The organism is Paenibacillus sp. fava2 (genome assembly GCF_058313675.1).
The window spans coordinates 5,576,045-5,602,347 of record NZ_CM177755.1; the positions used below are offsets into that span (position 1 = coordinate 5,576,045).

General features: G+C 53.7%; 20 protein-coding genes and 1 pseudogene. 2 read left to right on the forward strand and 19 right to left on the reverse strand.

Translation table 11 applies throughout. The features are described from left to right. Positions 1–108: 108 nt before the first annotated feature. The 5 genes and pseudogenes from AC4G46_RS24565 to AC4G46_RS24585 form a co-directional block, all read right to left on the reverse strand. The gene (locus tag AC4G46_RS24565) at positions 109–507 is read right to left on the reverse strand and encodes a hypothetical protein (RefSeq protein WP_491125013.1); all 399 of its coding nucleotides are present in this window, start codon (positions 505–507) and stop codon (positions 109–111) included. Positions 508–528: 21 nt separating this feature from the next. Then, positions 529–2,268 carry an ABC transporter ATP-binding protein gene (locus tag AC4G46_RS24570; protein WP_491125014.1) on the reverse strand — a complete coding sequence of 580 codons (1,740 nt, stop codon included), beginning with the start codon at positions 2,266–2,268 and terminating at the stop codon, positions 529–531. Beyond that, positions 2,252–4,045, reverse strand: coding sequence for an ABC transporter ATP-binding protein (locus AC4G46_RS24575; RefSeq protein ID WP_491128971.1), 1,794 nt, complete (start codon positions 4,043–4,045; stop codon positions 2,252–2,254). Before AC4G46_RS24575 ends, AC4G46_RS24570 begins: the two co-directional genes overlap by 17 nt. 200 nt (positions 4,046–4,245) lie before the next feature. Beyond that, positions 4,246–5,265 carry a helix-turn-helix transcriptional regulator gene (locus AC4G46_RS24580; protein ID WP_491125015.1) on the reverse strand — a complete coding sequence of 340 codons (1,020 nt, stop codon included), beginning with the start codon at positions 5,263–5,265 and terminating at the stop codon, positions 4,246–4,248. A gap of 284 nt (positions 5,266–5,549) precedes the next feature. Next, positions 5,550–6,917, reverse strand: a pseudogene (locus AC4G46_RS24585) (IS1182 family transposase); the annotation flags it as partial. Positions 6,918–6,975: 58 nt separating this feature from the next. Between AC4G46_RS24585 and AC4G46_RS24590 the strand changes: the two are divergent. Continuing rightward, positions 6,976–7,131, forward strand: a complete 156-nt coding sequence (locus AC4G46_RS24590; protein WP_491125016.1) for a hypothetical protein — start codon at positions 6,976–6,978, stop codon at positions 7,129–7,131. Positions 7,132–7,186: 55 nt separating this feature from the next. Here AC4G46_RS24590 and AC4G46_RS24595 read toward each other — a convergent pair whose 3' ends face one another. Further along, entirely contained in the window at positions 7,187–8,587 is a 1,401-nt protein-coding gene (locus tag AC4G46_RS24595) for a class I SAM-dependent rRNA methyltransferase (RefSeq protein WP_491125017.1), read from the reverse strand. A gap of 98 nt (positions 8,588–8,685) precedes the next feature. Between AC4G46_RS24595 and AC4G46_RS24600 the strand changes: the two genes are divergently transcribed. Beyond that, positions 8,686–9,678, forward strand: coding sequence for a Na/Pi cotransporter family protein (locus tag AC4G46_RS24600; RefSeq protein ID WP_491125018.1), 993 nt, complete (start codon positions 8,686–8,688; stop codon positions 9,676–9,678). A gap of 95 nt (positions 9,679–9,773) precedes the next feature. Here AC4G46_RS24600 and AC4G46_RS24605 read toward each other — a convergent pair whose 3' ends face one another. The 13 genes from AC4G46_RS24605 to AC4G46_RS24665 all read right to left on the reverse strand — a co-directional run bounded on the left by AC4G46_RS24605 (position 9,774) and on the right by AC4G46_RS24665 (position 26,088). Further along, positions 9,774–10,601 carry an energy-coupling factor transporter transmembrane component T family protein gene (locus tag AC4G46_RS24605; protein ID WP_491125019.1) on the reverse strand — a complete coding sequence of 276 codons (828 nt, stop codon included), beginning with the start codon at positions 10,599–10,601 and terminating at the stop codon, positions 9,774–9,776. Beyond that, complete coding sequence (locus tag AC4G46_RS24610; RefSeq protein WP_491125020.1) at positions 10,598–12,304, reverse strand: ABC transporter ATP-binding protein; 1,707 nt, start codon at positions 12,302–12,304, stop codon at positions 10,598–10,600. The genes AC4G46_RS24605 and AC4G46_RS24610 overlap by 4 nt, the downstream gene beginning before the upstream one ends. Positions 12,305–12,400: 96 nt before the next feature. Then, positions 12,401–12,961, reverse strand: coding sequence for an ECF-type riboflavin transporter substrate-binding protein (locus tag AC4G46_RS24615; RefSeq protein WP_491125021.1), 561 nt, complete (start codon positions 12,959–12,961; stop codon positions 12,401–12,403). A gap of 177 nt (positions 12,962–13,138) precedes the next feature. After that, on the reverse strand, positions 13,139–15,325 hold the full coding sequence (locus AC4G46_RS24620) for an Ig-like domain-containing protein (protein WP_491125022.1): 2,187 nt from the start codon (positions 15,323–15,325) through the stop codon (positions 13,139–13,141). Positions 15,326–15,492: 167 nt separating this feature from the next. Next, positions 15,493–15,942 carry an NUDIX hydrolase gene (locus AC4G46_RS24625; protein ID WP_491125023.1) on the reverse strand — a complete coding sequence of 150 codons (450 nt, stop codon included), beginning with the start codon at positions 15,940–15,942 and terminating at the stop codon, positions 15,493–15,495. A gap of 547 nt (positions 15,943–16,489) precedes the next feature. Next, on the reverse strand, positions 16,490–17,833 hold the full coding sequence (gene mtaB, locus AC4G46_RS24630; RefSeq protein ID WP_491125024.1) for a tRNA (N(6)-L-threonylcarbamoyladenosine(37)-C(2))-methylthiotransferase MtaB: 1,344 nt from the start codon (positions 17,831–17,833) through the stop codon (positions 16,490–16,492). 3 nt (positions 17,834–17,836) lie between these two features. Beyond that, the gene (locus AC4G46_RS24635) at positions 17,837–18,601 is read right to left on the reverse strand and encodes an RsmE family RNA methyltransferase (protein WP_491125025.1); all 765 of its coding nucleotides are present in this window, start codon (positions 18,599–18,601) and stop codon (positions 17,837–17,839) included. A gap of 96 nt (positions 18,602–18,697) precedes the next feature. Then, positions 18,698–19,393: a site-2 protease family protein gene (locus tag AC4G46_RS24640; protein WP_491125026.1), complete on the reverse strand. Its 696-nt coding sequence runs from the start codon at positions 19,391–19,393 to the stop codon at positions 18,698–18,700. 2 nt (positions 19,394–19,395) lie between these two features. Then, a complete protein-coding gene (gene prmA / locus AC4G46_RS24645) occupies positions 19,396–20,448 on the reverse strand; it encodes a 50S ribosomal protein L11 methyltransferase (protein WP_491125027.1) in 1,053 nt (350 codons plus the stop codon). A gap of 151 nt (positions 20,449–20,599) precedes the next feature. Beyond that, complete coding sequence (locus tag AC4G46_RS24650; RefSeq protein WP_491125028.1) at positions 20,600–21,163, reverse strand: DNA-3-methyladenine glycosylase I; 564 nt, start codon at positions 21,161–21,163, stop codon at positions 20,600–20,602. A 184-nt stretch (positions 21,164–21,347) separates the two neighbouring features. Further along, a complete protein-coding gene (locus AC4G46_RS24655) occupies positions 21,348–23,048 on the reverse strand; it encodes a DUF4179 domain-containing protein (protein ID WP_491125029.1) in 1,701 nt (566 codons plus the stop codon). Further along, positions 22,966–23,529 (reverse strand): RNA polymerase sigma factor, encoded by a 564-nt coding sequence (locus tag AC4G46_RS24660; RefSeq protein WP_491125030.1) that lies wholly within the window; start codon positions 23,527–23,529, stop codon positions 22,966–22,968. Before AC4G46_RS24660 ends, AC4G46_RS24655 begins: the two co-directional genes overlap by 83 nt. Positions 23,530–23,634: 105 nt before the next feature. Continuing rightward, entirely contained in the window at positions 23,635–26,088 is a 2,454-nt protein-coding gene (locus AC4G46_RS24665) for an EAL domain-containing protein (RefSeq protein WP_491125031.1), read from the reverse strand. Between the last annotated feature and the right edge of the window lie 215 nt (positions 26,089–26,303).

Below are 26,303 nucleotides of genomic sequence, written 5' to 3' on the forward strand. Positions count from 1 at the left end.
GTACGTTTGCCATTGTTTTCAAATCTCAATATTTACCTGTAAGGAACGCAAAGAAAACAGCCGCAATACCTGCGGCTGTCTCCTTGTTTTGACATCATCCAAACTGCTCTATTTTTTTTGCAGCAGCACTTTAAGCCACTCCTGCGCCTCGGCTTCTCCGGAGAATACATTGCCCGGGCAGCCATATACTTTTTTGGTGGACAGGGCCGTTACCGGTTTATACAAGGCAAGCAGCTTGGAACTGGCGGTTACAACAGCGATTCCGCCGCAGCTGCGGGCAATCTGCTCCTTATGCGATTTGCACCAGTCCATGTACAGCTTCGTAACCTCGCGGTCCGGCCGTTCCCCGCGCTCCCCCTTCTGGATCATGATCAGCCCGAATGCCGAACCATCCGCAAGCAGCTTCTCCCAATAAGCGATATAATCGTTCACCGTATCCCGGTCGAATTGCTCTCCCATATGAATCGTAACCAGCGGCCATTTGGATTCATCTGCAGAAATTGCCATTATGTCGTCCTCCTTACTTAATCAAGATGAAATCCGGAACCCGGCCGTGTTCTGCTGCAGCCTCCACAGCCGGGCATACAGCCCGTCTGCAGCCAGCAGCTCCTTATGTGTGCCCTGCTGCGCGACCTGTCCGTTCTCCAGCACGATGATATTATCCGCACCGCGGATCGTCTTCAGGCGGTGGGCAATGACAATCACTGTCCGCCCTGCAATCAGCGAATCAATCGCCTTCTGGATTTCCGCTTCATTCTGCGGATCAAGCGAAGCCGTCGCCTCATCCAGCAGGACGATCGGCGCATCCTTCAGAATCGCCCGGGCGATCGACAGGCGCTGCTTTTCCCCGCCGGAAAGCGTGCTGCCTCCCTCGCCGACCGGCGTATCATAGCCCTGCGGCAGCCTGCTGATGAAATCGTGGCAGCGCGCCGTTGTGGCAGCCCGGATAATCTCTTCCCGTGATGCGCCAGGCCGTCCGAACGCGATATTGTTGCCAATCGTGTCCTGGAACAGGTATACGTCCTGGAATACAACCGACACCGCCTTCAGCAGATGCTCGGGGTCGATCCCGCTCAGCTTGCAGCCGCCCAGATATACGTCACCCTGATCAGGATCGTAAAACCTGGAAATCAGACGCAGAACTGTACTCTTCCCGCTGCCGGACGGCCCGACAATAGCAGTAAGAGACCCTTGCGGCAGGACAAAGCTCAAATTGTTCAGCACCCTCGTCTCCCCGTAGCCAAAAGAGACATTTTTAAAACTAACCGTACTGTCCTGCGGCAGCGGCTGCGTACCGCCGGTCATGACCGGCTCCTGCAGCAGCTTGACGATCCGCTCCCCGGCCTGCTCGTTATAACGGAACTCCGCGTAATTGGTCAGCGCGGCGGTAAGCGGATCATAAATGCGTGTACCTACAATGAGGAATACAGCAAATTGCAGGACGCCGAGCTCTCCGCCCAGCAGGAGCTGGGCACCGATATAAACCATTAGCGGCAGCCCGGCACGTAAGAGCCCCACCGCTGTCAGAACCACCGGCCCGAAAATGCCCTCCAGCCGGATGCTCTCCTTCATCAGTGTGCGGAAGGCAAGATCCAGACGGGCAAACCGCTCACCGGTCAGATTGTACGCCTTCATAACCCGGATGCCGTTCAAATATTCCTGCAGCCGGTTGGCGGCATTCAGCTTGGCCCGCATATGCTGGCTGCCGAGTCTGCGCTGCAGTCCGGTAGACAGCAGCATCAGCAGCAGGGCAACCGGCAGCGCTGCGAACATGGCGAGCGCCATGCGCCAGTCCAGAAACAGCATGCCGGCCAGTGCGAAGACCGGCAGGACGAATGCCCCGGCAAGCTGCGGCAGCAGATGGGAGATCCCCGTTTCTACCAGCGTGAAATCGCCCATCATCATATTGGCCAGATCACCGGGATCACGGCGGTACAGGTACCCGAGCGGCAGCTTGCGCAGATGCTCGGCCAGCTCAGCCCTGCCCTCGGCAGCTACATTGTACGCGCCCCGGTAAGCAGCGCGGTAAGCCGGAATTTCACTCACGAACATCAATACTGCCGTAGCAGCCAGACCTGCACATAGCCACCACAGCCGCTCCGTCTGCAGCACGGCCCCCGGCGTGACATAAGGCTCGAATATCAGCCGGACCGCTTCAATGACAAGCGCGAACGGAAAGGCGGCTACCAGATTGCTCAGCAGGGAAAACAGCACCGGCTTCAGCAGCTGCTCCGGCTTGCCGGCTGTAATATTACGCAGTACCTTCATGCTGCACCCCTCCCCGCTCCATTTTCCAGTCATCGGTACCAAGGTAGGCCTGCCACATTCCGGCATAGAGACCGCTTTGCGCAACCAGCTCTTCATGCTTGCCGCGCTCGGCGATTTCGCCGTCCCGCAGCACAAGAATCTGCTCCGCTTCACGGATGGACGCAAGCCGGTGGGCGATGACCAGCACGGTTTTGCCGCGCATCAGCTCGGTCAGGGCCAGCTGCATTTTATGCTCATTTTCCGGATCGGCAAAAGCAGTCGCCTCATCAAGCACCAGCACCGGCGCATTCCGGAGAATGGCCCGGGCCACAGCAACCCGCTGCTCCTCGCCGCCGGACAGATAGACGCCGCCTTCACCGATCAGCGTCTGATAGCCCTGAGGCAGCCGGGTGATAAAATCGTCGCATTGGGCCGCTCTCGCCGCAGCCTCGACCTCGGCCTGTGTAGCACCCGGCTTGCCTACGGCGATATTTTCATACAAAGTATCGTAGAAAAGAAAGGTTTCCTGGAACACGAAGGCTACGGTATCCATGAGTTCACTGATGGCCATGTCGCGGATATCCACACCCCCGATAAGGATCGCTCCTGAATGGGGATCCCAGAACCGGGGGACAAGGCTGGCAACAGTAGATTTACCAGATCCTGAAGGTCCGACCAGCGCGGTGACCGTCCCCTGCTCCGCCACAAAAGAGATCTGCTTAAGCGCATCGCTTCCCTCCCCGTTCTCATGGTATGAGAAGCCCACGCCGGCAAATTCAATGTTATAGCTGCGGGGCGACTGCGGCACTGTAGTTTCCGGCACAGGCTGGCGGGACAGCAGGTCATCCATCCGCCGGACCCCCTCCCCAATGTCACGGGTACTGGAGGCCAGCATCAGCAGCTTGTAGAGCGGACCGGATACGCCAGGCGCCATCACCAGGAAGAACAGCAGCAGCAGTGTTACGGACAGCGAATCCGGCTCCCGCCGCAGCAGCAGAATGCCCACCGGCAGAATAAAGACGAACGTTGAGGCCAGCAGCGTTTTGAGGACAATATAGCCATTCTGAAAACGGTCTGTAAAAGCTAAACAGTTATCGCGGTAGTTGAGCATATCAGCATAAAATTTACGGAAGGAGTGCACCGTCTGGCCGAACACTTTGACCGCAGGCATCCCCCGCACATACTGTACAGCAGACGTATTGATCTGCTCCAGCGCTCCATGATACTCTTTGGCCCTGTCCTGGCCTTTGCCGCCCACCATCAGCGAGGCCTGAACAGCAAAGCCCAGCAGGATCGGCAGCAGGCAGGCCAGAGCCAGCAGCGGACTCAGCCAGAACATGATGCCGATCATCAGCACCGTAGTCACGGCTGCGCTGATCAGATCAGGCAGCTGGTGGGCGATAAAGTTCTCCACCTTTTCCACGTTCTGCTCCAGTTTTTTTTTGACAGCACCGGTGGAAGTGCCGTTCAGATAACCCAGCGGCAGCCTGCCCAGATGCTCTGTCATCCGGATGCGTAAATTGTACTGGATGCGAAAGGCCGCCAGATGCGAGCACATAATCCCGCCGTAGGAAGTAATCAGGCCCAGAAAAAGCGCCGACAGCGCGGTGACTCCCCATGTCATCATCAGCTTGCTGTCCACACCGCCTGGAGCGGCGGCATGCCGCAAGAGCTCGGCGAGTATGAAATATACCGATATAAAAGGTACAAGCATCAGGACAGCGCTGGCCGATGAGAGCAGGCCGGAGCAGAGCAGCAGCCCTTTTTTCTCGCCGGCAATCTCCAGCAGCCGTGCCATGCCTGTTTTGGTTTTGGTCTTGCTCACAGCTTTTTCCCCCATTCCTCCGGAATACACACAACGAACGTGCATTGAGAATGATTCTCTGTGAACAATTGTAGGTGATCTTTCTCACCTGCCTCTACCCGTTACGGGAGCATTAACGCTCAAATCAGGAGCCTTTCACGGCCTTCGTTTGATCGATCATGTTAAATCGCCTTCTATCCCCGGGCGGATTTACTACGGTTGTAAACCGCATACTCCCCGGGACTCGCTGCATACTTTTTACGGAAAGCCGCTGCAAAATGGCTTATATTTCCATACCCGACCTGCGCCGCCACCTCGCTGACACTCATTCTGCCCTGCTCCAGCATCTGTCTGGCATGCTCCAGCCGCTGCTCAATCACATAGGCATGGACGGTTGTGCCGAACATTTCCTTGAAGCCTTTTTTGAGCTTGAATTCATTGAGGCAGATCAGGCGGGACAGGCCAGCCAGTGTGGGCGGCTGGGCGTAATCACGCTGCAGCAGCTCTTTTGCCAGTTGAAGACTCTGGATGTCTTCTTTCGACAATTTGACACCCGGAGAAATCCGCTGCGCTTCATAGAGCGACTCATTGAGATAGACGGCGAACAGCTCCAGCATTTTACTTTCCAGATACAGGTTCCGCACGCCGCCGCTATACGTACAGTCGGCAATCTGCGCCAGAATCTGGCGGATCGCGGGTGTGATTTTATTTCTGGCAAACCAGACCTCCCCGCCGCCCGAAAGACACAGCCGTTCATCCCCGCTGAGCTCCTCCGTCATCCGGCCAAAATGCTCCGGGCTCATGTCGATGCTGAGGAAGCGGTAGCGGGCATTCTGCACATACCGGCAATTCTCTCTCCTCCCGCCCCCCTGCAGCAGCACCACCTCATCCCGCTCCACCGCAAAAGCGTCCCCGGCAAGCGTCGTGCCCCACTCAATCCCGTCCCCCAGGCAAAAGACCAGCTCCGTCCGCGGGGTCCTAAATTCGCCGTTTGCCTCAATGTCGCGGTTGAACATCAGGTTAAAATCGGTCATCTGGATATGCCCCTGGGTCAGCAGGCTTTTGCAGCTTCCGCTCCCCAGCTCTTCCGGCGGTATAATCTCGAAGTGGCTCCCATCCAGATGGTACGTAAATTGAAATCCTTCACAGACCAGTGTTTTGTGCGCATCTATCACTTCATGGCCGCTGCTGCGGCCGTCAGTTTGGTTCAGCATATGGTTCGCCCCCTATTAATTAGGGCTAATTATATATGTAGTGAGAATGATTATCAATTGAAGAATGAAAGGATTGCAAAAGAAAAAGAGTACCCGGGGGGTACTCTCTGGAATGTAGCTATATTGCGGCGTCCCGCCCTATTACAGGGGTGAGCCGGAATCAAGGGCATTTTTCAGACCGTTGAGAAAGTCCCTTATTAAGCCGCAAAAAGCGTGTATCTGCTTGCAGAATACGCAAACGGAGAAAAGTTACTCTTATTTGTGTGCATAAGGAGAGGCACAGTCCCCTGTTGGGCTAGATGCCGGGCTATCTTCTTTAGATTTTGAGCAATTGCGGTCATTAGTGCCTGTTCTTGTACTTTATCTCTGCCCCGCATCCGGCATCGGCGGTATCCATGCAGATTTTTGGCATCAGCAAAGCTACGCTCAATGGTTTGAGCGCGGTACTTGTAGAGCTTTTCGCCTTCGGCGCTGTTCTTATTTCGGCTCACCTGCTCTTTGTAGCTCTCCCACACATGCCGCCGGATGACGCGCTGGCAGCTTTGGTTTTCGGTGCAATAGGGCAGTCGTGGACAAGCGTTGCAATACGTTTTAGGGGAGGCATACTCTTCATAACCATTCCGGCTGGTGGTCCGGTACGTTAACAACTGTCCTTCAGGACACACATAGACTTCTTTTTCCGAGTCAAAAACAAACTCTTTTTTGGAAATAAAACCGGGTTTAGACGGGCCTTTCCGCTCTGCAATCACGGTCATCCAGGACGACGTTTGTTTACAAATATGTGGCACCATATACCCGGAATCCAGGGCGATTGCCTCCAGCGTGTCTGCAAATCCAAACGTCGCCAGCTGCCGGTTCAAACGCTCCATATAGACGGTCGCATCATTCACATTTCCTGCAGTCACATGGACATCGGTAATCATATTGAATTTGTGGTCAACGGTGCGGTGGTCCAAGTAGAAAAAGCCCTCCGGTTTACCTTTACGCTTCATAAAGCCGCTTTCCGGATCCGTCACACTTCGTTTTTGCTTCTTCCCTTCCGCCTCCTCAGTCGCCTTTGACTGAGGAGGTAGAGGCTTTTTTCCGTGATTCTTACGGCTTTCCGTAACCGCTTGTTCGAGCTCATGGAGATAGGATTGCGGCGACTCGTTTGGAACCTCAAGTGTGTAGCGATTATTACTGGCACTGGCCTGAATATGGGTAGAATCGGTAATGAGCAGACGCCCGGCAATCATGTGATGGGAGATCGCCAGCCGCACAACTTCGTCAAAAACATCCTGGAAAACCGAGGTTCCCTCAAACCGGTTATTCCGGTTCCAGCTAATGGTGGAATGGTCGGGAACCCGGTCGGTCAAGGACAGACCTAAAAACCAGCGGTAGGCCAGGTTTACATGAATCTCTTTTTCTAGCTGGCGTTCCGAGCGGATGCCGAATAAGTAGCCGATTAGCATCATTTTAAATAAACGGATGGCTGGAATAGAGGGTCTCCCCATACCGGAGCCATAAAATGGACGAACCGTTTCAGTAATAAATGAAAAATCCACGTGCTTATCGATTTGACGCAGAAGGTGATCGGAAGGGACCAATTGGTCTAGAGAAACCAATTCCATTTGAGAACTGCCGCTATTGCCATGATCTTTTTCGTTAAGCATAGGACACCGCGCTTTCCACCAGAGTTACCTATATTATACCGAATTAACACAGTGTCGTGTGAATGTCTGCTTTTTCAACAGTCTGATTTTTGCCTTTGATTTCGCCCTTTTGCCCGTGGCGGCTGGAATCAAGGGCATTTGTGCCTTTGATTTCGCCCTTTTGCCCGCGGCAGCCGGAATCAAGGGCATTTGTGCCTTTGATTTCGTCCTTTAGCCTTTGATTCGCCTATACGCGCGCGCCAGAAGTCAGCGCTGGCCGCATCAGCTCATTATTTCTTGCTGCGCACCTCGAACACGGCAAATTTCAGGTAGTGGCCCTCGTCCACGCCGAGAATCTGCGGGTGGTCCTTGCCGGCTGCCCGCCATTCGATCAGGCGCAGCACCTTGCCGGCATCCTTGGCCGCTTCGGCGATGGTGTCCAGGAACAGCTGCGGCTGCATATGGTACGAGCAGCTTGCAGTCACCAGATAGCCGCCCTCGTTAACCAGCTTCATGCCGTGCAGATTGATGTCCTTATAGCCGCGGACGGCCCCCGCTACTGCGCTTTTGGTTTTGGCAAAAGCAGGAGGGTCCAGGATGACAACATCCCAGGTGCGTCCGCCGCCGGCGGTCATCGGCTTGGCTGTGTCTGTCTTGGCTGCCGGCTTGCCGCCCGGATTAACGTCTGCTTTACTGGTGGCCCGCTCCGAGCGCTCCTCCAGCCCTTTTACCTGATTGCGCAGGAAGGCAAACGCATCGTCCACAACAAACTCTACACGGTCTGTAAATCCGTTAATCTCGACATTCGCTTTAGCGCTTTCGATCGCATGGGCGGACACGTCAAGACAGGTCACCTTTTTCGCGCCGTATTTGCAGGCATGCAGCGTGAAGCTGCCCGTATGCGCGAAGCACTCCAGCACGGTTGCGCCATCCCAGTAAGGGAATGTGACCGGCTTGCCGCTTTTGTTAACCGGAAGGGTCTGCACAGATCCGTCTTCCGTCTCCACTTCCTGCAGCGTAATGCCGCTGCGACCGCCCCAGCCCTTCATCAGCGGAGCGATCGATGCCCGGTTCTCGCGCTGGTCGAAGAAATAGCCGGTCTTCTGGCCTTCTTCGATATCGACGATCACCTTCAGGCCGTTCTCGGTGACTGTAATATGGCGCGGGCATTCGCCGAACAATACGCCGGTTCTCTGCTCCAGGCCTTCCAGCTCACGGACGGAAACATCGCTGCGCTCATAAATGCCCTGCGGTGCCATCACCTGTACGAGCGCCTCCACGATAGCGTCCCGGCATTTGTCCATGCCCAGTGTCAGCAGCTGCACAACCAGCACCTCGCCGAACCGGTCGATAATCAGCCCCGGCAAAAAATCCGCCTCGCCGTATACGAATCGGTATGCGTCCGCTCCCGGCAGAAACCGTTCCCGGTGCCGCAGGCAGCTTGTAAACCGTTCTACAAAAAATGCCGTATCCATCCCGGCGAGCGGGGACTCCGATACAATTCTTACCCGGATCTGCGAGGCCGGATTGTAATATCCGGTCGCCAGATATCTCCCCTGATGATTAAGCACATCCACCAAACCGCCGGCCTGCGCCTCTCCGTCCACTGAAGCTACCTCGCTGGCGAACACCCACGGGTGGCCCTGCTCCAGTCTTTTTTTGCGGCCGCGTTCCAGAATAACCGATGCCAATGACTTCAACTCCCTGTTCCTATTGTTAATTTCATACATGTCCACTGCATAGCTTTCATATATTGGTGTACAACCCCCGTTCAAAGGAGCATGTCCTTATGATCCGTGACCTGCTGTTCCCTGTCATATACGGCCTTGTTATATTTCTCGCCGGCATGAAGCTGATGGAGACGGCGCTGGCGAAGCTCGCCGGCCCGCTGCTGACGCGGAGCCTGCATAAAGCGACCTCTACGCCGCTGAAGGGCCTGATCGCCAGCAGCCTCCTGTCGGCGCTGCTGCAGAGCAGCACCGCCGTGACTGTACTGACCATCGGCATGGTCAATGCCGGGCTGCTCACATATGCCCGCACGCTGGGCATCATCCTGGGCAGCAACATCGGCACCTGTCTGACCACGGAGCTGATCGGACTGCAGATCAGCTCCGCAGCAGCGCCGCTATTCACCGCGGCGCTCTGCCTGTGGGCCGCAGCCGTCATCTTCGGCGAGCTGCCGCCCTTCACCTGGCGGTCAGCCGAGGCCTGCCGCAAGGTGTCCGGCCCGCTCCAGTTCATCAGCCTGGCAGTGGCCGGCTTTGCCCTGGTGCTGTGGGGCATCGCCGTCATGCAGTCGGTCGGCAACGCGCTTGAAGCCAGCGGCATGTTCCGCTGGTTCCTGGACCATGCGGCCACCAGCGCCCTGTGGGGGCTGGCCGCCGGGGCCTGCCTGACCGCGATGCTGCACAGCAGCGCTGCGGTCATCGGGATGGCAATGGGCCTTGCGTCCGCAGGCACCATGCCGCCGGAAATCGGCATCGCCATTGTGCTCGGCGCCAATGTCGGCACCTGTGTCACCGCCGTCATCGCTTCAATCGGCGGCTCAGCCTCCGGCAAGTTCGTCGCCGGCTCGCATGTGGCGCTCAACGTCGGCGGCGCCGTGCTGTTCCTGCCGTTCATCGGCCCGCTGCAGGACCTGTCCGCCCTGTTCGGCGGCGGACCCGCCTCCCAGCTTGCCCATGCCCAGACGATCTTTAACGTCGTATGCTCACTGGCCGTGCTGCCGCTGTGCTATCTGCCGCTCTGGTCCAGAGTAGAGCAGCGGCTCAGCCGCATTTGATCTGTCCCAGCCCGCGCAGCGGTTCTCCTTAACCGGGAGAATCGCTGTACTATTATACTTCAATCTGCCCTGTGATACTAATCTATTCTTTACATTTAGAAGATGCTGTAGAATCTTGAGCCGTCATAAAATGTAATGATCAGCGCTGCCGCAGCCAGCGACAGCATCAGACCCAAAGCAATATAGTCCCTGCCCGTAAAGGGGCGGCCCATGTACCACGTCCGCTTCCGGCCGCTGCCGAAGCCGCGCAGCTCCATCGCTGTGCTGATTTTCTCGATCCGCTCAATGCTCGACAGGATCAGCGGCAACAGAATGGATACGATATTTTTGAGACGCCGGGGCAGCTTCTCCTTGCGGGAAAGATCAATGCCCCTGGCCTGTGCTGAAAAGGAGATATTCTCGTAATCCCGCTGAATATCGGGAATATAACGCAGCGCAAGCGACACCGAATAAGCGATTTTGTAGTTAACCCCGATCCGGTTCAGCGATGCGGCAAATTCGCTCGGATCTGTCGTCAGCAGAAACAGCAGCGCTACCGGGATGACTACGGCATACTTCAGTGCGATATTAAGCTGGTAGAACAGCTGTTCAGCTGTAACGGTATACCGTCCGGCCAAGTGAAACAGATCGTGACGGGTGCCGTAAATCCTTGTACCCTCCAGAGGAGAGAACAGAAAAATCGCCAGATGATTAAGCAGAAAAAAGAACAGGATAAAATACAGCACAAAAGCGTAGTCCTGAAACCTCACTTTTGAAACTTTGAACAGGACCAGACTGATGAGCAGCATGACAACCAGGCATCTTGTATCGTAAGTAATCATGGCCGACAGCGACCAGACAATGAACACAATCAGCTTGGCTGCTCCGCTCAGACGGTGAACCGGCGAGTCCTGCTTCGTATAGGTCAGCATTCTGGCTCTCATCCGCGGCGCACCCCCCGGTCAAAAGCGATAAACGTGCGGACCAGCTCCTGCGGCTGGCGTACTCCCGCCCTTAGCGCAAGCGTATAGAGCGAGGTTTCTCTCAGGTTAGCCTTCTCTACAATAGAACGGTCCGTCAAAATCCGTTCCGGCCGGTCATCGCCCGCCTTCTTTCCGTCCGCCAGTACAATCGCCCGCTGGGCATACTCCAGCATCAGGTGCATATCATGCGTGATCATGATTACCGTGATTCCCCGGCTGCTCAGCCCGCGCAGAAATTCCATCATCTCATTATAGTGCCGGTAGTCCTGGCCTGCGGTAGGCTCATCCAGAATGATAATCTCCGGTTCCAGCACCAGGATTGAAGCGATGGTGACCCGTTTCTTCTGCCCGTAGCTTAGCGCCGATACCGGCCATTCGCGGAACGCATGCAGGCCGCAGATTCGCAGTACCTCATGAACACGTTCACGGATCTGCTCCTCCGGCACATCACGCAGTTTAAGGCCAAAGGCGACCTCATCATACAGCAGCGTCTTTGACAGCATATGATTCGGATTCTGCATCACAAAGCCGATGCGTTCCGCCCGCTCTTTAATGGTATCGCGGCCGATATCCCGGCCGTTCAGCCAGATACTTCCCGAGGATGGCTTATAAAAACCGCAGATCAGCTTGGATACAGTCGACTTCCCGGCCCCGTTCCTGCCGGCGATGGCCAGCATCTCGCCCCGGTTAACAGTCAGTGACAGCTTGTCCAGCACCGCCGCATCCCGTTCATAACCGAAGCTGACCTCTTTCAGCTCAAGCAGGGGAACGGGCTCAGCCGGAGTGGTCTGCTCCCGGTTACCGTCAATCCATTGCTGCAGACGCCCGGCGGAATCCCCCAGCCGGAGCAGCTCCGGATGCTGGGGCTGGAGATCCGGCGTAATTGCCACACCGGCATAACGCAGCGCCGTCAGATACAGCGGCTCACGGAGCCCGGTTCCGGCCAGCAGGCCCGAGCTTAACAGCTCGGCAGGCGGCAGGTCAGCAACAATGACTCCGTCGTTCATGATGATAATCCGGTCCACCGGCCGGTGCAGGACTTCTTCAAGCCGGTGTTCGATGATAACCACCGTTTTGCCGGTTTCACGCTGAAGCTGGTCAATATGTTCAATTGTCCGGGTACCGGTGTAAGGGTCCAGACTGGCCAGCGGCTCGTCAAACAGCAGAATATCGACGTTACCGGCGAGTACACCGGCCAGCATCGTCTTCTGCTTCTGGCCGCCGGAGAGCTCCTGCGGCGAAGCAGACAGCAGCTCCTCAATACCGGCAGCTCTGGCTGCCGCGGTTACCCGCTCCTTCATTTCATGCAGGGGCACAGCCGCATTTTCCAGCACAAAAGCGATATCCTCGCCCACAGTAAGCCCGACAAACTGTCCGTCAGGGTCCTGCAGGACTGTTCCTACCGATTGTGATAAAGCAGCGATACTCTGCTTCTGCTGCTCCTGCCCCATGATCCGCAGGCTTCCCGCCGTCTCTCCAGGGTAATAAAAGGGAATCAGCCCGTTGATGCAATGGGCGAGCGTGCTCTTGCCGCTGCCCGAAGGGCCGACAATCAGCACCTTTTCTCCCTCTCTGATCCTCAGATTGATTCCGCGCAGTGTAGGCTCCTGCTGAGCCCGGTAGGTGAAGCTATAATCTGTAAATTCTATAACGGCTTTGCTCATCTCTACCTTCCTCTTTCAATAATTCGTTCCGTATGCATCCTCTTTATTTCAACAGAAAAGCCGGTGATTGTCACCGGCTTTCTGCTAAATTTTCAATTAACCCAGCTTCCGCAGGCTTCCCTGCTTGGTCCGCGTCTTGGCATAGGCTGCTGCGAGCAGCGTACCGATGACAGCCACCGTTACAATGTTTGCCGCTCCGGCAGCCAGCCCTTGCGTGTATACCTTATTCGCCGGTTCTGCATAGATCAGAATGTCCAGCGTCGGTGCTACAACGAACCAGGCAATGGCATTGGCCACAATCTGCGCCAGGTTAAAGCGGATGATCTCTCTTTTGCCGAACACACCATCCTGGATGGAAATGCCGGCAACCAGCAGGCCGATAATCAGGCCGACCAGTCCGGAGGAGATGATCCAGCTGAACCAGGGGGAGCCGTAAAAAATAAAATCCTTCAGCGTGTGACCGATCAACCCGATCAGCAGTCCGGCTACAGGACCATACAGCAGCGAAAACAACGCAAGCAGCGCGTAAGTCGTTTCAATGCTCGTATTCGGAATGCCGGAGGGAATCGAACCGAATCTTCCCAAAATTACGAATAAGGCCGAACCGATCCCCACCGCTACAATCGATCTGATAGATAATAACTCTCTCTTCGCCATCTGCTTCATCTCCTTGATAATTGGATTTACCTATGGCGTACAGCATGTTCTGCCTGACCTGGATACGCCTGTTATGTACTTTTCAGAATTATACATCGGATTACTCGGGTTTACTATAGCTTTAGCCAAAAAAAATCTGCAAAGCGCCGGAACAGCAGCTCTGCAGATCAGATGAATTTATTTTACAGTAACGGTTACGGTTACCGTCTTGTTGTTCCATTTGCCTTTGATGGACGCTGTACCTTTGCCCACCGCTGTAATTGTACCGGAAGCATTCACCTTTGCTACTGTAGGCTTGGAGCTGGTCCATACTACACTGCCCGTAACGATGGCTGTTTTGCCGGTATCATACAATGCTGTTGCCACTACGTTCTGGGAAGCGCCGGCAGCAAGCACCAGCTTGGTTTCATTCACAGTCAGCTTGGTCAGCTTAGGCACTACGTTGACCTTAACTGTAGCGGCGATACCCTGATAGGAGCCGGTCAATGTTGCCGAACCTTCAGCTACAGCTTTGACTGTCGTTCCCTTCACTGTGGCCACTGCAGTATTGGAGGATTCCCAGTTCATCGCACCGGAGAAATTCGCCGACTTGCCGTTGGCAAAATATCCGGTTACCTTGATCGCTTTGGAAGCTTTAAGATTCAGATCTACTGTACCAGGCTCAACAACGAGCTTCACAACCTTTTGCTCAATCGTTACCGGAACATTGATCGTTTTGTTTGAATAAGTACCTTTAAGTGTAGCCGACCCTTTGGTCAGGCCTTTAATCACTTTACCGTTCGCTGTCTGCTTAAGGACCGCATTGGTTCCGGTAATTTCCCAGGTAATAGTGCTTGTAACATCAACCTCATCGCCGTTTTCAAGCACTGCATTTACGGACGGCAATCCCTGCTCCTCACCAATAACGAGACCCAGCGCATCCTCAGGCCCGATCAGCACCAGCACCTTGTTCTGTACGGTAACTTTCAGCTCCACGCTCTTGTCACGGATCGGGGAAGTACCGGAGGAGACATTACCTTTCTTGATCTTTCCTGTAAGGGTTACTGTTCCCGCTTTGACGGCAGACAGCTTGTTATCCTTGATCTCGGCAATGTCCTCGTTAGCCGAGGTCCATTCGATTTCCTGGCTGAGATCCAGCTTTGTACCATCCAGCTTCGTTCCGCTAACCTTCGGCAGGCTAACGCTGTCTGCTGTGTAAGCTTCCAGTTCGGATTTATCCAGAACCAGTTCAGTAATAGTCGGCAGTACGGTTACCTTCAATGTTTTGCTGACACCGAGGCTCTCTGCTTTAATAACTGCCGAACCGACCGCCTTAGCTGTAACAGTTGCTGCTGACGCATCTTTGGTAACTGTAGCCGCCAGCAGGTTGTCGGAGGTCCAGGTTGCGTCAGAAGACTGATTTTGCTTCGAGTTCACAGCGTTTCTCATCTCCGCCTTTACCTGCAGGCTCTCGCCCAAGAACAGCGTCTGATCCTCTGAAGGAGTCAGCAGAACCGCTTCATACGGCGCACGCACATAAACATCCACGGACTTGGCTACGCCAAGGTATTTTGCTGTAATTACAGCTTTACCGGGACCAACTACTGAAATGGTACCGGCCTCTACTGTTGCCACACTTTCGCTGGAGCTTGTCCATTCTGCCTCATCGCCTATTGGCTGTTCATCACTTTTCTCCGTAGCTTTGGTCACAGCTGTCAGCACCACCGGATCATCCCCGACCAGCAGCTCGAGCTCCTTGACAGCCACATTATCTTCTTTAAGAACAATAGCTGAATAAGGCAGCTCTACCTTGGCTTTAAAAGTAGCAGTAAGTCCTTTGAATTTCGCAGTAATAGTTGCGGTTCCTTCATCCACCAGGGTGATCTGGCCATCATCGATGGTCAATACGCCTGTATTGGAGCTGCTCCAGTCGGCATCAGCCGAGACATCCTTCACCGAGGTTGCCGATTGTCCTCCTGTGGCCTTGGCTTTGACGAGCAGCGTTTCTTCGCTGTCACCTAATTTGTAAATCCCGTCAGAGCTACGCTCCAGGGTCAAATCTTTAAAGGGATGGGTAACGGATACCTCAAGGGTGGCTACCGCATTTAGATATGTAGCGGTAATCATGGCTGTTCCGGTATCGACCGGGGTCAGCAGCCCGTTTACTACTCTGACTGCGCTTGTATTTGAGGATACCCAGGTTGAAGCCGCGGTCACATCCTTTTTGGAGGAGGACCCTTCAATGTTGGCATATACTTTAAGCTGTTTGGGGGTTTGTCCAACCGTAAGCTCCACTTTTGCCGAGCTGTCAAAATCAATTGAGTTCGTGTCGCCTGTAGCCGCAAAGACGTTTACCGGAAAAGCTGCGGCAGTAACCAATATCAAAATGAGGAGCATCTTCGTCATTTTCCTGTACACGGTCATCTGTTCTCTCCTTAGGGCGTAAGTTTATCGGTGGTTATTACCACACTCTTCCACTATATCGACAATTACGCCTGAAGTGTTTACCCTATTTTCAGTTAATTTTCTGTTCCCGGCGAATTCAGGACTTTTTAACTAGATTGCTTATTCGGTAAAAGCCCGGAGAGCAGCGCCATTGCTTTCTGCAAAATAGGCACATTGTTGGCATACATCCTGCTCTTCCCCCGCTCCCAGGCGGCCTCTGCTTCATGCCATTCCACCGCGTTAATCTCCTCTGCCTGTGCCTTGGTGATCCCGCCAACCGCCTCCACCAGGAAGTAATGAACCTCTTTATCTACGGTTCCGTATATATGGTGCTCATACGTGTATTTAATGACATCAATCGGAGCCTTAATAATGCCGACAGCGCCGGTCTCCTCCCGAATTTCCCGCAGCGCTGTCTCCTCTACCGTCTCCCCGTTCTCCATCTTGCCTTTGGGCAGCGCCACCTTGCCGTAACGGTCGACGATCAGCTGGATCTCCAGACCGGCGCTGGCCCGCCGGTACACAACGCCGCCCGCTGAAATTTGCTTATGCGCCATGTTGACAGCTCCTTAACGTTATTGTGATTATAACTTAATTGTACTTTATACAACTAAAATGCCGCACATTTACTAGATTGAGCCGATCGGGCAGATTTAATTGCACAAACTGCAGTTATATGCGGCGCATCCGAGTTTTCGTTACTTTTAAGTGTACGGAATACAGCTATTTAGCTGGACAGAGAAGGACAGAAGATTATTCCGCCGGAATGAGCCAGTGCTGCTCCAACTGCATGCTTCAGCCAGGTAGATGAGCTAATTGGATGAGCTAGGTAGTTGAGTTAGATATACTTGTTTCTGGAGGTCTGCTTCCTTGCATACTCCTTACCCTTTCTTCAATGCTTCAAGCGCAGCACTCTGTTACAAGCCGCCCGCACTGCGATTGACTTAGTCTCGTACGTCACCCCAAACAGCAACAAGGATTTCATCTCCCGGACGGGAAACGAAATCCTTGCTGGATACGCTATATTTAAAGAAAACATACTCTATCTTACCGGAGTATCCGTCCGCAGAGACATTTACGCTGCTTCCGTCTCCTGCCTGCCTGCTAGTTCGCAGTCTGATGAAGCGCAGTCCGGCTGACGCCAACCAGCTCGCCTTTGCATTCGTTAATGCCCGCGTCAGTAATTTTCACCTGGCAGAGCTCGCCCTGCAGTGAATCGTCACCGCCGAAGAACACCTGCAGGTAGTTGTCGCTGAAGCCGTGCTGGATGCTGCGGCCCGGCGCGTCCTTGGCTGAGCGTTCTGCGATAACCGAGACGGTCTTGCCGACGAACTTGCGGGCATAAGCCAGCTGCATCTCTTCGGAGAGATCGATCAGCTGCTGTACGCGCTCATTCTTGATCTCCTCGTCCACCTGGTTCAGCATCCGCGCGGCTGGAGTACCGGTCCGCTTGGAATACGGGAACACATGCATTTCGGAGTAATTAACAGCCTTCATGAAGTCGTATCCGGCGCGGAACATTTCGTCCGTCTCGCCCGGGAAGCCGACAATGACGTCAGTAGTGATGCCTACATCCGGCATAGCCTGGCGGATCAGCTGCATTTTGGCATAATATTCTTCTGTTGTGTATTTGCGGCGCATCGTCTTGAGCACCTCGTTATGGCCGGCCTGCAGCGGAATGTGCAGATGGCGGCACATTTTGGAGCTGCGGTTCAGCACCTCCAGCAGCTTCTCATCAATCTGGCTCGCTTCAATTGAGCTGATCCGTACGCGCTCAAGCCCGTCCACCTTGTCCAGCTCCCAGAGCAGGTCGGCAAGACGGTAGTTGTCCAGATCATCGCCGTAGCCGCCGGTGTGAATACCGGTCAGCACGAACTCTTTATAGCCTGCCTCAACCAGCTGGTGGGCCTGGGCTACAATCGACTTCGGATCCCGGCTGCGCGACAGTCCGCGTGACCATGGAATAATGCAGAAGGTGCAGAAGTTGTTGCACCCGTCCTGAATCTTCATGAACGCCCGCGTCCGGTCGGCGAAGCCCGGTACATCAAGCTCCTCGAATTCCCGCGTCTTCATAATGTTGCGCACCGCGTTAACCGGCTGGCGCGACTCCTGAATGTTCTTCACATGAGTCATAATATGCTCACGGTCCTGGTTGCCGATAACCAGGTCGACGCCCGGAATATCCAGAATCTCGCCCGGCGAGGTCTGGGCATAGCAGCCCGTTACAGCGACAATCGCTTCCGGGTTGCGGCGAACGGCGCGGCGGATCATCTGCCGGCTCTTTTTGTCGCCTGTGTTCGTCACCGTACAGGTGTTAATCAGGTATACATCGGCGGTTCCCTCGAAATCCACCTGCTCGTAACCTTCATTTTTGAAAAGCTGCCAGATGGCTTCAGTGTCATAGAAATTCACTTTACAACCTAAAGTATAAAATGCTACGGATGGCATTCCTCAAGCTCCCCCCATTTCTCCGGATTCATATAAAATGCAGGCTGCAGCAACCATACCGGCTGTCTCGCAGCGCAGAATTCGCCGTCCAAGCCCTACGGATAACGCCCCGGCGGCTTCTGCCGCCTCGCACTCCTCCGGACTGAACCCGCCTTCCGGGCCGACCACAACCATCACCTTGCCCCGGAAACCGTCAGGCAATCCGGCAATCCATGGTGCGGCGGCGCTGCGCAGCTGCAAGCCTTCTTCTTTTTCATAGCAGAAGTAGACCGCCTCATATCCGCTGAAGCTCTTGAGGAGCTGCTTCCAGCTGAGCGGAGAATGAACGTCAGGAACGATATTACGGTGCGCCTGTTCAGCGGCTTCCTTACAGATCTTGCGCCAGCGCTCCAGCCGCTTGCTCTCCTTGCGCTCATCGTACTGCACGATAGTCCGCTCCGAGAGAAACGGAACAAAAGCCACGGCACCGATCTCAGTGCATTTCTGGATCACCGTCTCCAGCTTGTCGCCCTTGGGCAGGCTCTGTGCTACCGTAACCTGGATGCGCGGCTCATGCGTCATCTCAAGCAGCTCCACAATATTCACGACAACCTCGCCGATTTCAATCGAAGCAATCTCCGTCAGAGCCTCGCGGGACACCCCGTCGCTGACAATCAGCTTATCCCCGGCCTTCCCGCGCATCACCTTGGCAATATGACGGGCATCTTCACCGCTAATAGCTACCTGCTCTGCACCAAACTGCTCCGGGCTTACAAAATAACGCTGCATAGTTTAGCCTCATTCTATTGAAAATTCATATACTTCGTTAATCTTTTAGAAAAAACATATTCCATCATACAACGTTTGCAGGGCAATGACCAGCCCTTAGTAGAACCCGGAGAATCCGAACAGGTTCAGGAATAACCGGATAAAATGATTGCCGATTTGAATTGCCCAGTTATAGAGCGGAGCAATCGTATTGGCGCTAAGAACAGGGATAAAAATAACCAGTAAAAAGATAAAGACAGCCCACTGCTCAATCTGCTGCATTTTGGCACGGACCGGACGCGGTGCGACATCCTCCAGAATCCGGTAACCATCAAGCGGCGGCAGCGGAATAAGATTAAACAGAAAGAGAAAAAAGTTGGTCTTGATAAAGATACCGAAAAACCAGACAATCGCCAGCTGCAGCTGCTCATTGGTGATGGAGTCGATCGCTCCTGTACCCATGAGCACCGTGTAAATCAGCGCCCCAATAATCCCCAGCAGAAAATTACTCAGCGGCCCGGCAGCCGACACGACAATCCCCATCAGCCGCGGACGGCTGAAGTTATCACGGTTCACCGGAACCGGACGCGCCCAGCCGAAACCGGCAATGAGCAGCAGGATAATGCCGAACAGGTCAAAATGGACGGCCGGATTCAGCGTCATGCGGCCAAGCAGCCTGGCCGTCGGATCGCCGAATTTGTTGGCAAAGTAAGCATGCGCGAACTCGTGCACAGTAAAGGCAATGACGATCGTAATCAGGAAAAACGGAAGCTGCTGCAGTGGATAAACCAATATATCATTTAAAAAATCCATCTCTACCTCTTTCCGGCTGTAATGGCCACCCAGTCTTCTTCACGGGTAATCTCTATAATCTCAAAACCGGAAGCCTCCAGCGCCTGCGACACCAGGCCTTCCTTATCCTTATAAATACCGGAAGTAATATAGATTCCGCCCGGCTGCAGCGCACGGAACACATCATCCGTGAACAGCACAAGAATCTCTGCCAGAATATTGGCGACGATAAGCTTTACTGGCAGTGTAACGCCAAGGCCTGCCTCCACAGACTGCTCCCCTTCTGCAGCTGTCCCGGTATAGCCGGGTCTTGCACTTGGCCACATGTCCCCCGCCGCAGTATCTGCCGCACCTTCGCCTCCGAGCAGCGAGAGCAGATCGCTCTCTTTTACCGTTACCGAGGCCTGCAGTCTGTTCAGCTCCACATTCTCCCGCGCACTCTCCACAGCGACCGGATCAAGGTCAAGCGCAAGCACATTCCCCGCACCTAGCAGAACCGCACCGACCGCCAGAATGCCGGAGCCGGTTCCCACGTCAATGACTTCTTCGCCGCCGCTGATATGCTTCTCCAGCGCACGCAGACACAGCGCCGTAGTCGGATGCGTTCCTGTTCCGAAGGCCATGCCGGGATCGATTTCGATAATCTTTTCATCCGGGCTGGCTGGTGTATATTCTTCCCAGGTCGGCTTGATCGTCAGACGGTCAGACACGCGCAGCGGCTTGAAGTAAGCTTTCCACGCATGGGCCCATTCTTCATCGTCTACCGTCTTCCAGGAGATCAGCGCTTTGCCGGGATCTATCCCGAATTCACGCAGCTCCTCAACGCGTGGAGCAACCTCTTTGATGACATCGTCCATCGATACATTTTCGGCATAGTAGCCTTTAATTACAGCCTCACCGGGAGGGATATCGTTCAGCGGTTCATCGTATAGTTCACCGTACCGGGTATCTCTAACTTTATTAAGTGTTCCCGATTCTTCGATCGAAACACCGCCTGCTCCGGCTTCATACAGCAGATTGGATATCATCTCCTGCGCCTCTTCTGTTGTATGTACCGTCAATTCATGCCATAACATGTGTGTGGGTCCTCCTAAAAGTTTGGTAAGCAGTACTTCCATGATTTAGCTTCATTCAAAACTCACTAATCCAGTTATTCAACATTTATCAGTATACCATTTCTACCACAGGTAGCGCCAAAACTACGCCTGCTGTACAGATCACGGTTAATTATTTCCGGCAAAAACAGTCCATAGTATGATCATTCACCATACCGGAAGCCTGCATAAAAGCGTAACAGATCGTCGAGCCGACGAAAGTCATGCCTTTCTTTTTCAGCGCCTTGCTCATAGAATCGGACTGTACCGTTGTTGCCGGCACCTCAGCCCGGGTATTCCATTTGTTAATGACGGGTTCACCGCCGGCAAAGCTCCACACATAATCCGAAAAGCTGCCCTCCTCCCGGCAAATGTCCAGATAAACCTTCGCGTTCTTCACAATGGCATTGATTTTGAGGCGGTTGCGGATGATTCCCGTGTCCTGCAGCAATGCTTCTATTTTGTCCTCGTCATAATGGATAATGATGTGCGGATCAAATCCGTCGAATACCTTACGGTAATGCTCCCGCTTCTTCAGTACTGTATACCAGCTGAGTCCGGCCTGCATGCCCTCCAGCATCAGCAGCTCGAACAGCTTGAGGTCATCATACAGGGGCTTGCCCCACTCTTTATCATGATAGTCAATGTACAAAGGATCTTCGTTGACCCAGGCACAGCGTGTTATTTCCCTATTCAAATTATTCTCTCCTTTTGCCTGGCATAGACTCCCGGCTATAATTCATCTTCGTTCAGGCTTCCGTCCTGCAAGGATAAAGGAACAAGCCGCAAAAAGCTACCAAAATTCTTTACTGCCAAAAAAACCGCCCGCCCCTGCTCCCAGGGTACGGACGGCTTTATGGTTTACTGATAGAACAGTACGGTTACGGCTGGAGCTGCACACGCGTCTCCCGCTCAGGTTCATCTGTTGTATAGTAGAACATATATATGGAGGCTTCAGTTCCTTGGAAATCCTTATATACATCAATGGCCCGGTTGTTTCCGTCCCCCGCAAAATTGATAGTGACCGGCCTGCCTATAATCCGGTCTTTGCCAAGATTAATATGGGTCTGATTGACTCCGCCGAAACGCACAGCCTCACTCTCTGTTTCGACAAAGAGATCTTTCCCCTCCATATAGTAGGTCCACTTTACGGGATAGCCGCCGGTACTGCGCATCACCGTCTGCTTCGCAGCAGAAATGTTGGTCAGCTGCAGCGGTGTCTTATCCCCTTCATGTACGTTAACCTTGTAGCTGGCCACAAATGTTAGCGGAGTCTCCGGTCCAATCTCCACATTTACCGGACGTTCAAAGGCGATTACGGCAAGTTCCACATCATCTTTTGGAGACATATATCGAAAGCCTTCCACGATCCGGCCGTCAATCTCAAGCGCATATTTTTGGTATGGAAAATTTGGAGTTTCGCTGTTCACACGGATGGAGACCCGGATCTGTGTCGGCGTGATGATCATGTTCTCAACCGTATTCACCGTGTCACCCGGCTCCAGTGGAAGATCCAATGCTTTTTTAAACGTACCGCTCTCCATCTGCTGTTTGCTTAGCTGCAGGTCAAAGGCCCATGGCCCGGTAATATTCTGCTCCAGTCTGGTATACTGCAGCTTATACGCGGTTTCGTCCGCAGGAACATCGGCTGCGTTGAAGGTTTGCTTCATTGTGTATTCACCGTTGTCACCGGGTGTCCCGAAAGTCCCCCCGGACAAAGAACGGATTACCGTACCGTTCCGGTAAGCAATGATCTCGGGGAACGCCCAATCCTTGGTCTCAGGCTGATTAAATGTAACGGCGGAAGACAGCAGCAGCTTATCCCCGCTTTGCATGAAAGGCTGTACCTCCAGCTTCTCCATGCCCTCCTGTCCGACGGGAAAGCTCTGTATGGCCCGAGAACGGCTGTCCAGCCGGATGTCCATCTGAGTCTGGCTAAAGGACTGTACTGCGGCGGCCTTAAGCGTAACACGGGTTTCAGATTTACGCGGGGTCCATTCGCTTTCGAAATAGCCGTTATAGCGGTTGTTTACTTCATCCCACTGCAGATAATTGTTTTCCCCTTCACTGCTGTTGCCTTTTTCATCCTGCAGAGAGAACCCCTGCACGTCCCAGAATTGCCCTTCCGTCTGTTTTCCCGTTTCCAGTGTGTACAGAATAACAGTACGTTTTTCATCAACTATTGCTGTCCGCAGCGTCAGCGTCACTCCGTCCTTTGTAACGGACTGGCCAAGCTGCTGGCCCAGATTCTGCTCAAGCGCAGCCTGAACTCCTTCCTTGCCGTGCAGCAGATTTCCCCAGTCATGCTGAATCGCGGCATATACCGGGGCCGCAGCGAGCAGCAAGCCCATAGAAGCCGCGAACGTAATCTTACGCCAGCTTCTTTTCCGGTACTGGACCTGCACCTCAGCCCGGCTCATTTCAGAGGAACGGGTGTGACCCGACTGCTCCAGGCCGTTCCACATTTTCTCAAAATCGGGATAGCTTACAGAATCCTCTTCATTTAATTGCCGCTCCAGCATAAGCTCCAGCTTCTTCACAGTGCTCATTCCTCCGCTTCTCATCTTGGATTTCGGTTTCAAGCAGAATCTCCTTCAGCAGCTTAATGCCCTTGTGCTGTCTCGATTTTGCCGTCCCTACAGGGATGGATAAGGCTTCCGAAATTTCAGTCAGGCTGAAATCATGCATGTACCTCAGGGTAAGCACTGCCCTGATCTTGGCAGGAAGCCTGGACATATAGCGCGCCCATTCCTGCGCCGTCTCCTTCTGTTCAACCAGCCGTTCTACCGGGTCTTCACTTACGCCCCTGCCCCACAAATGCAAATTCTGCACAAGCTTCTGCCGCAAGCTGCTTGAGCGTTTTAAATGGTTAAGGCAGGTATTGACCGCAATTTTCAAAATCCAGGCCCGCGTATGCTCAACATTCTGCCACTGGCTGCGGAAGACGGTGATAAACACTTCCTGGCACAGATCCTCAGCATCTGCCGCATCCTGCACCATATAGTAACAGGTGCGGTACACTGCTTTGCTGTAGGCTTCAAATAATTCACGGTTGCTTTGCAATCCGACTCCTCCCTTCTTTAACAGGTCTGTCTTATAAACAATCCGTCCGCGGAAAAGGTTCATTTCTCAAAATAAAAAAACGCGGCCATTGCGGACCGCGCCTTTTCAGATTATTTTGCCAACAGACTCTGCCGGAAGCAAATATTTCCGTCCCAGCTCCTCAGCAGCCAGCGGCTTGCTGTAATAATACCCTTGAATATCCCGGCAGCCGCTCTCCACAAGGATGTCCAGCTGCTCCTTCGTTTCGATGCCTTCGGCAATCACCTGCATGCCGAGATGCTCTGCCATGGTCAGGATGGTTGCCACAATGGCCCGGTCATGGCTGCTGCCCGTAATGCCGCTGATGAACGAACGGTCGATTTTCACCTTGTGTATAGGATACAGCTTCAGATACCCAAGCGAGCTATAGCCGGTCCCGAAGTCATCAAGGCTGATTCGGACCCCGCTTTTTACCAGATCATTCAGAATAGCGCTGGCTCTGGAGGCATCCATCATCATGCTCTCGGTAATTTCCAGCTCGAGGTACTCGGGCGCCAGACCTGTTTCCCGGAGAATATCCCGGATATCCTCCAGCAGATTATACTGAAGAAACTGCTGAGAGGATAAATTGACGGCAACCGGAATGCGCGGACCGCCCGCATCATGCCACTGCCGCATCTGCCGGCAGGCTTCGCGCAGCACAAAATTGCCAAGCTCAACGATCCGTCCGGTCACTTCCGCAGCGGGAATGAACAGACCTGGACCGAGCAGGCCTTTTACCGGATGATTCCAGCGCACCAGCGCCTCTACCCCGATAATCCGCTCATTGTCTGCTGCCCGGATCTGCGGCTGATAATGCACCGTGAACTCACCGCGCGCCAGCCCCTTGCGCAGATCCGATTCCAGCTCCAGCTGCTCCATAATCTGGCCGTTCAGGTCGTCCGAGAAAAACTGGTAATCGTTCCTGCCGTTTTTCTTCACTTCATACATGGCCGTTCCGGCATTTTTGAGCAGCTCTTCCGGAGTCTGGCCGTGGCCCGGATAAAAAGAAATACCGATACTGGCTGTAACGTAGAGATCTCGCTCCTTGAGGTGGAGCGGCTGCTTGATTGCAGCAATCATCTGTTCCACAATATCCGTCACATTCATTTTTTTCCGCGAGAACCGGCAGAGCAGTGCGAATTCATCGCCCTCCAGCCGTGCCAGCGCCATCTGCCCGTTAACCACGCTGTCAATAATCCTGCTGCTCATCTCTTGCAGAAAGAGATCGCCGTGCAAATGTCCGAGTGTATCATTAATAAGCTTGAACCGGTCAACATTCATAACGAGTACGGCAAAAGGCTCCCGGGTTTCATGATGTGCTTCAATGGTCTGGGAGAGCAGCTGACTGAACATCCGGCGGTTCGGAAGACCTGTCAGCTCATCGTGAAAGGCCAGATAGCGGGTCTGCTCCTTGGCCTGCTTCTCCTCCGTAATATCCCGGGCAATAACATAAATGCCGGCCACCAGGCCATCGACCATAACCGGAGCGATATTGATGCTGATATCCAGCTTTTGCCCGTTACTGTGCATGATCGCCGTTTCATAGCCAACCTGCTCTCCGGCAAGGGACCGGATAAACATTTCCCGGATCAGCGCCTGATCCTCCGCTGCAATAATACCAAGGAGGGAGTCCAGGGACTGCTCTTTGAACTCCTTGCTGCTGATGCCGCTAATCGCCGTGGCTGCAGGATTGGAGCCGATAATGCGTAAATTAAGATCTATGGAGATGATGGCATCCTGATTATTTTCATAGAGCGATCTGTACCATTTTTCACTGATTAGAAGCTCCGTATCTTTTCTGGAAAAACGGCTCGAAATATAAACTCCGGTAACAGACAGGCCCAGCGTGAACAGCGTTCCCCCGGCTATGACATAGGCCAGCCATTTCTGATCCAGTACCACCCCGGTATTCAGCCAGGAACGGCTCTCAGGCTCAAAGCCAGCCGCAAGCATTCCGGTATAGTGCATGCCTACAATAGCGACGCCCATGACTAGTCCGCTAATCAGCTTCTTTCCCGGCCCTACTGCCGAGCGGTTCACTAACAGCTGGGAGGACAGCCCCAGCGCAACAACGGATGCTGCCAGAGCAACAACAAACGACAGGATGACATAGTCTGCTCTATACGAGATGCCAATCTGCATTGCGGACATGCCTATGTAATGCATACCGAAAATACCAGAGGCAAGCAGCAGACCGCTCACCAGAAGCGTAACCGTTCCACGCTTGAAGTTACTGATGACAAGCAGGGCAACCAGTGAAGCAATGACTGCGACTGTCATAGACAGCAGTACAACCATCAGGTTATACGCGACCGGTACAGGCAGTTTCAAGGCCAGCATGCCGACAAAATGCATAGACCAGATGCCCATCCCCATGATGACGGCGCCGAACACAAGCCACAGCACCCTCCGCCTGCCCTTGGATATCCCCAGTATGCCCGCCAGCTCCAAAACCGTATAGGAAGCTGCAACAGCTATCAAATACGAAAAAAATACGAGCAGCTTGTCATGACTGCCATGCATATGCATGTGCTCCATGACCTCATCCCCCTTTAAACCATTCCAAACATGACTGGCAAAATTCTAAATTTTATATAATTAATATTATATCGGCAATTTCAGCCGAAAATCTAATAACTTTCCTGCAATTTAGCAATAAGTAAAAACGGCTGCACCCTCCGCAAAACAGAAATATCCAATAAAAAAAACAGTATGGCCTCCCTGCTTCAGGAGCACCATACTGCCATTTTGGA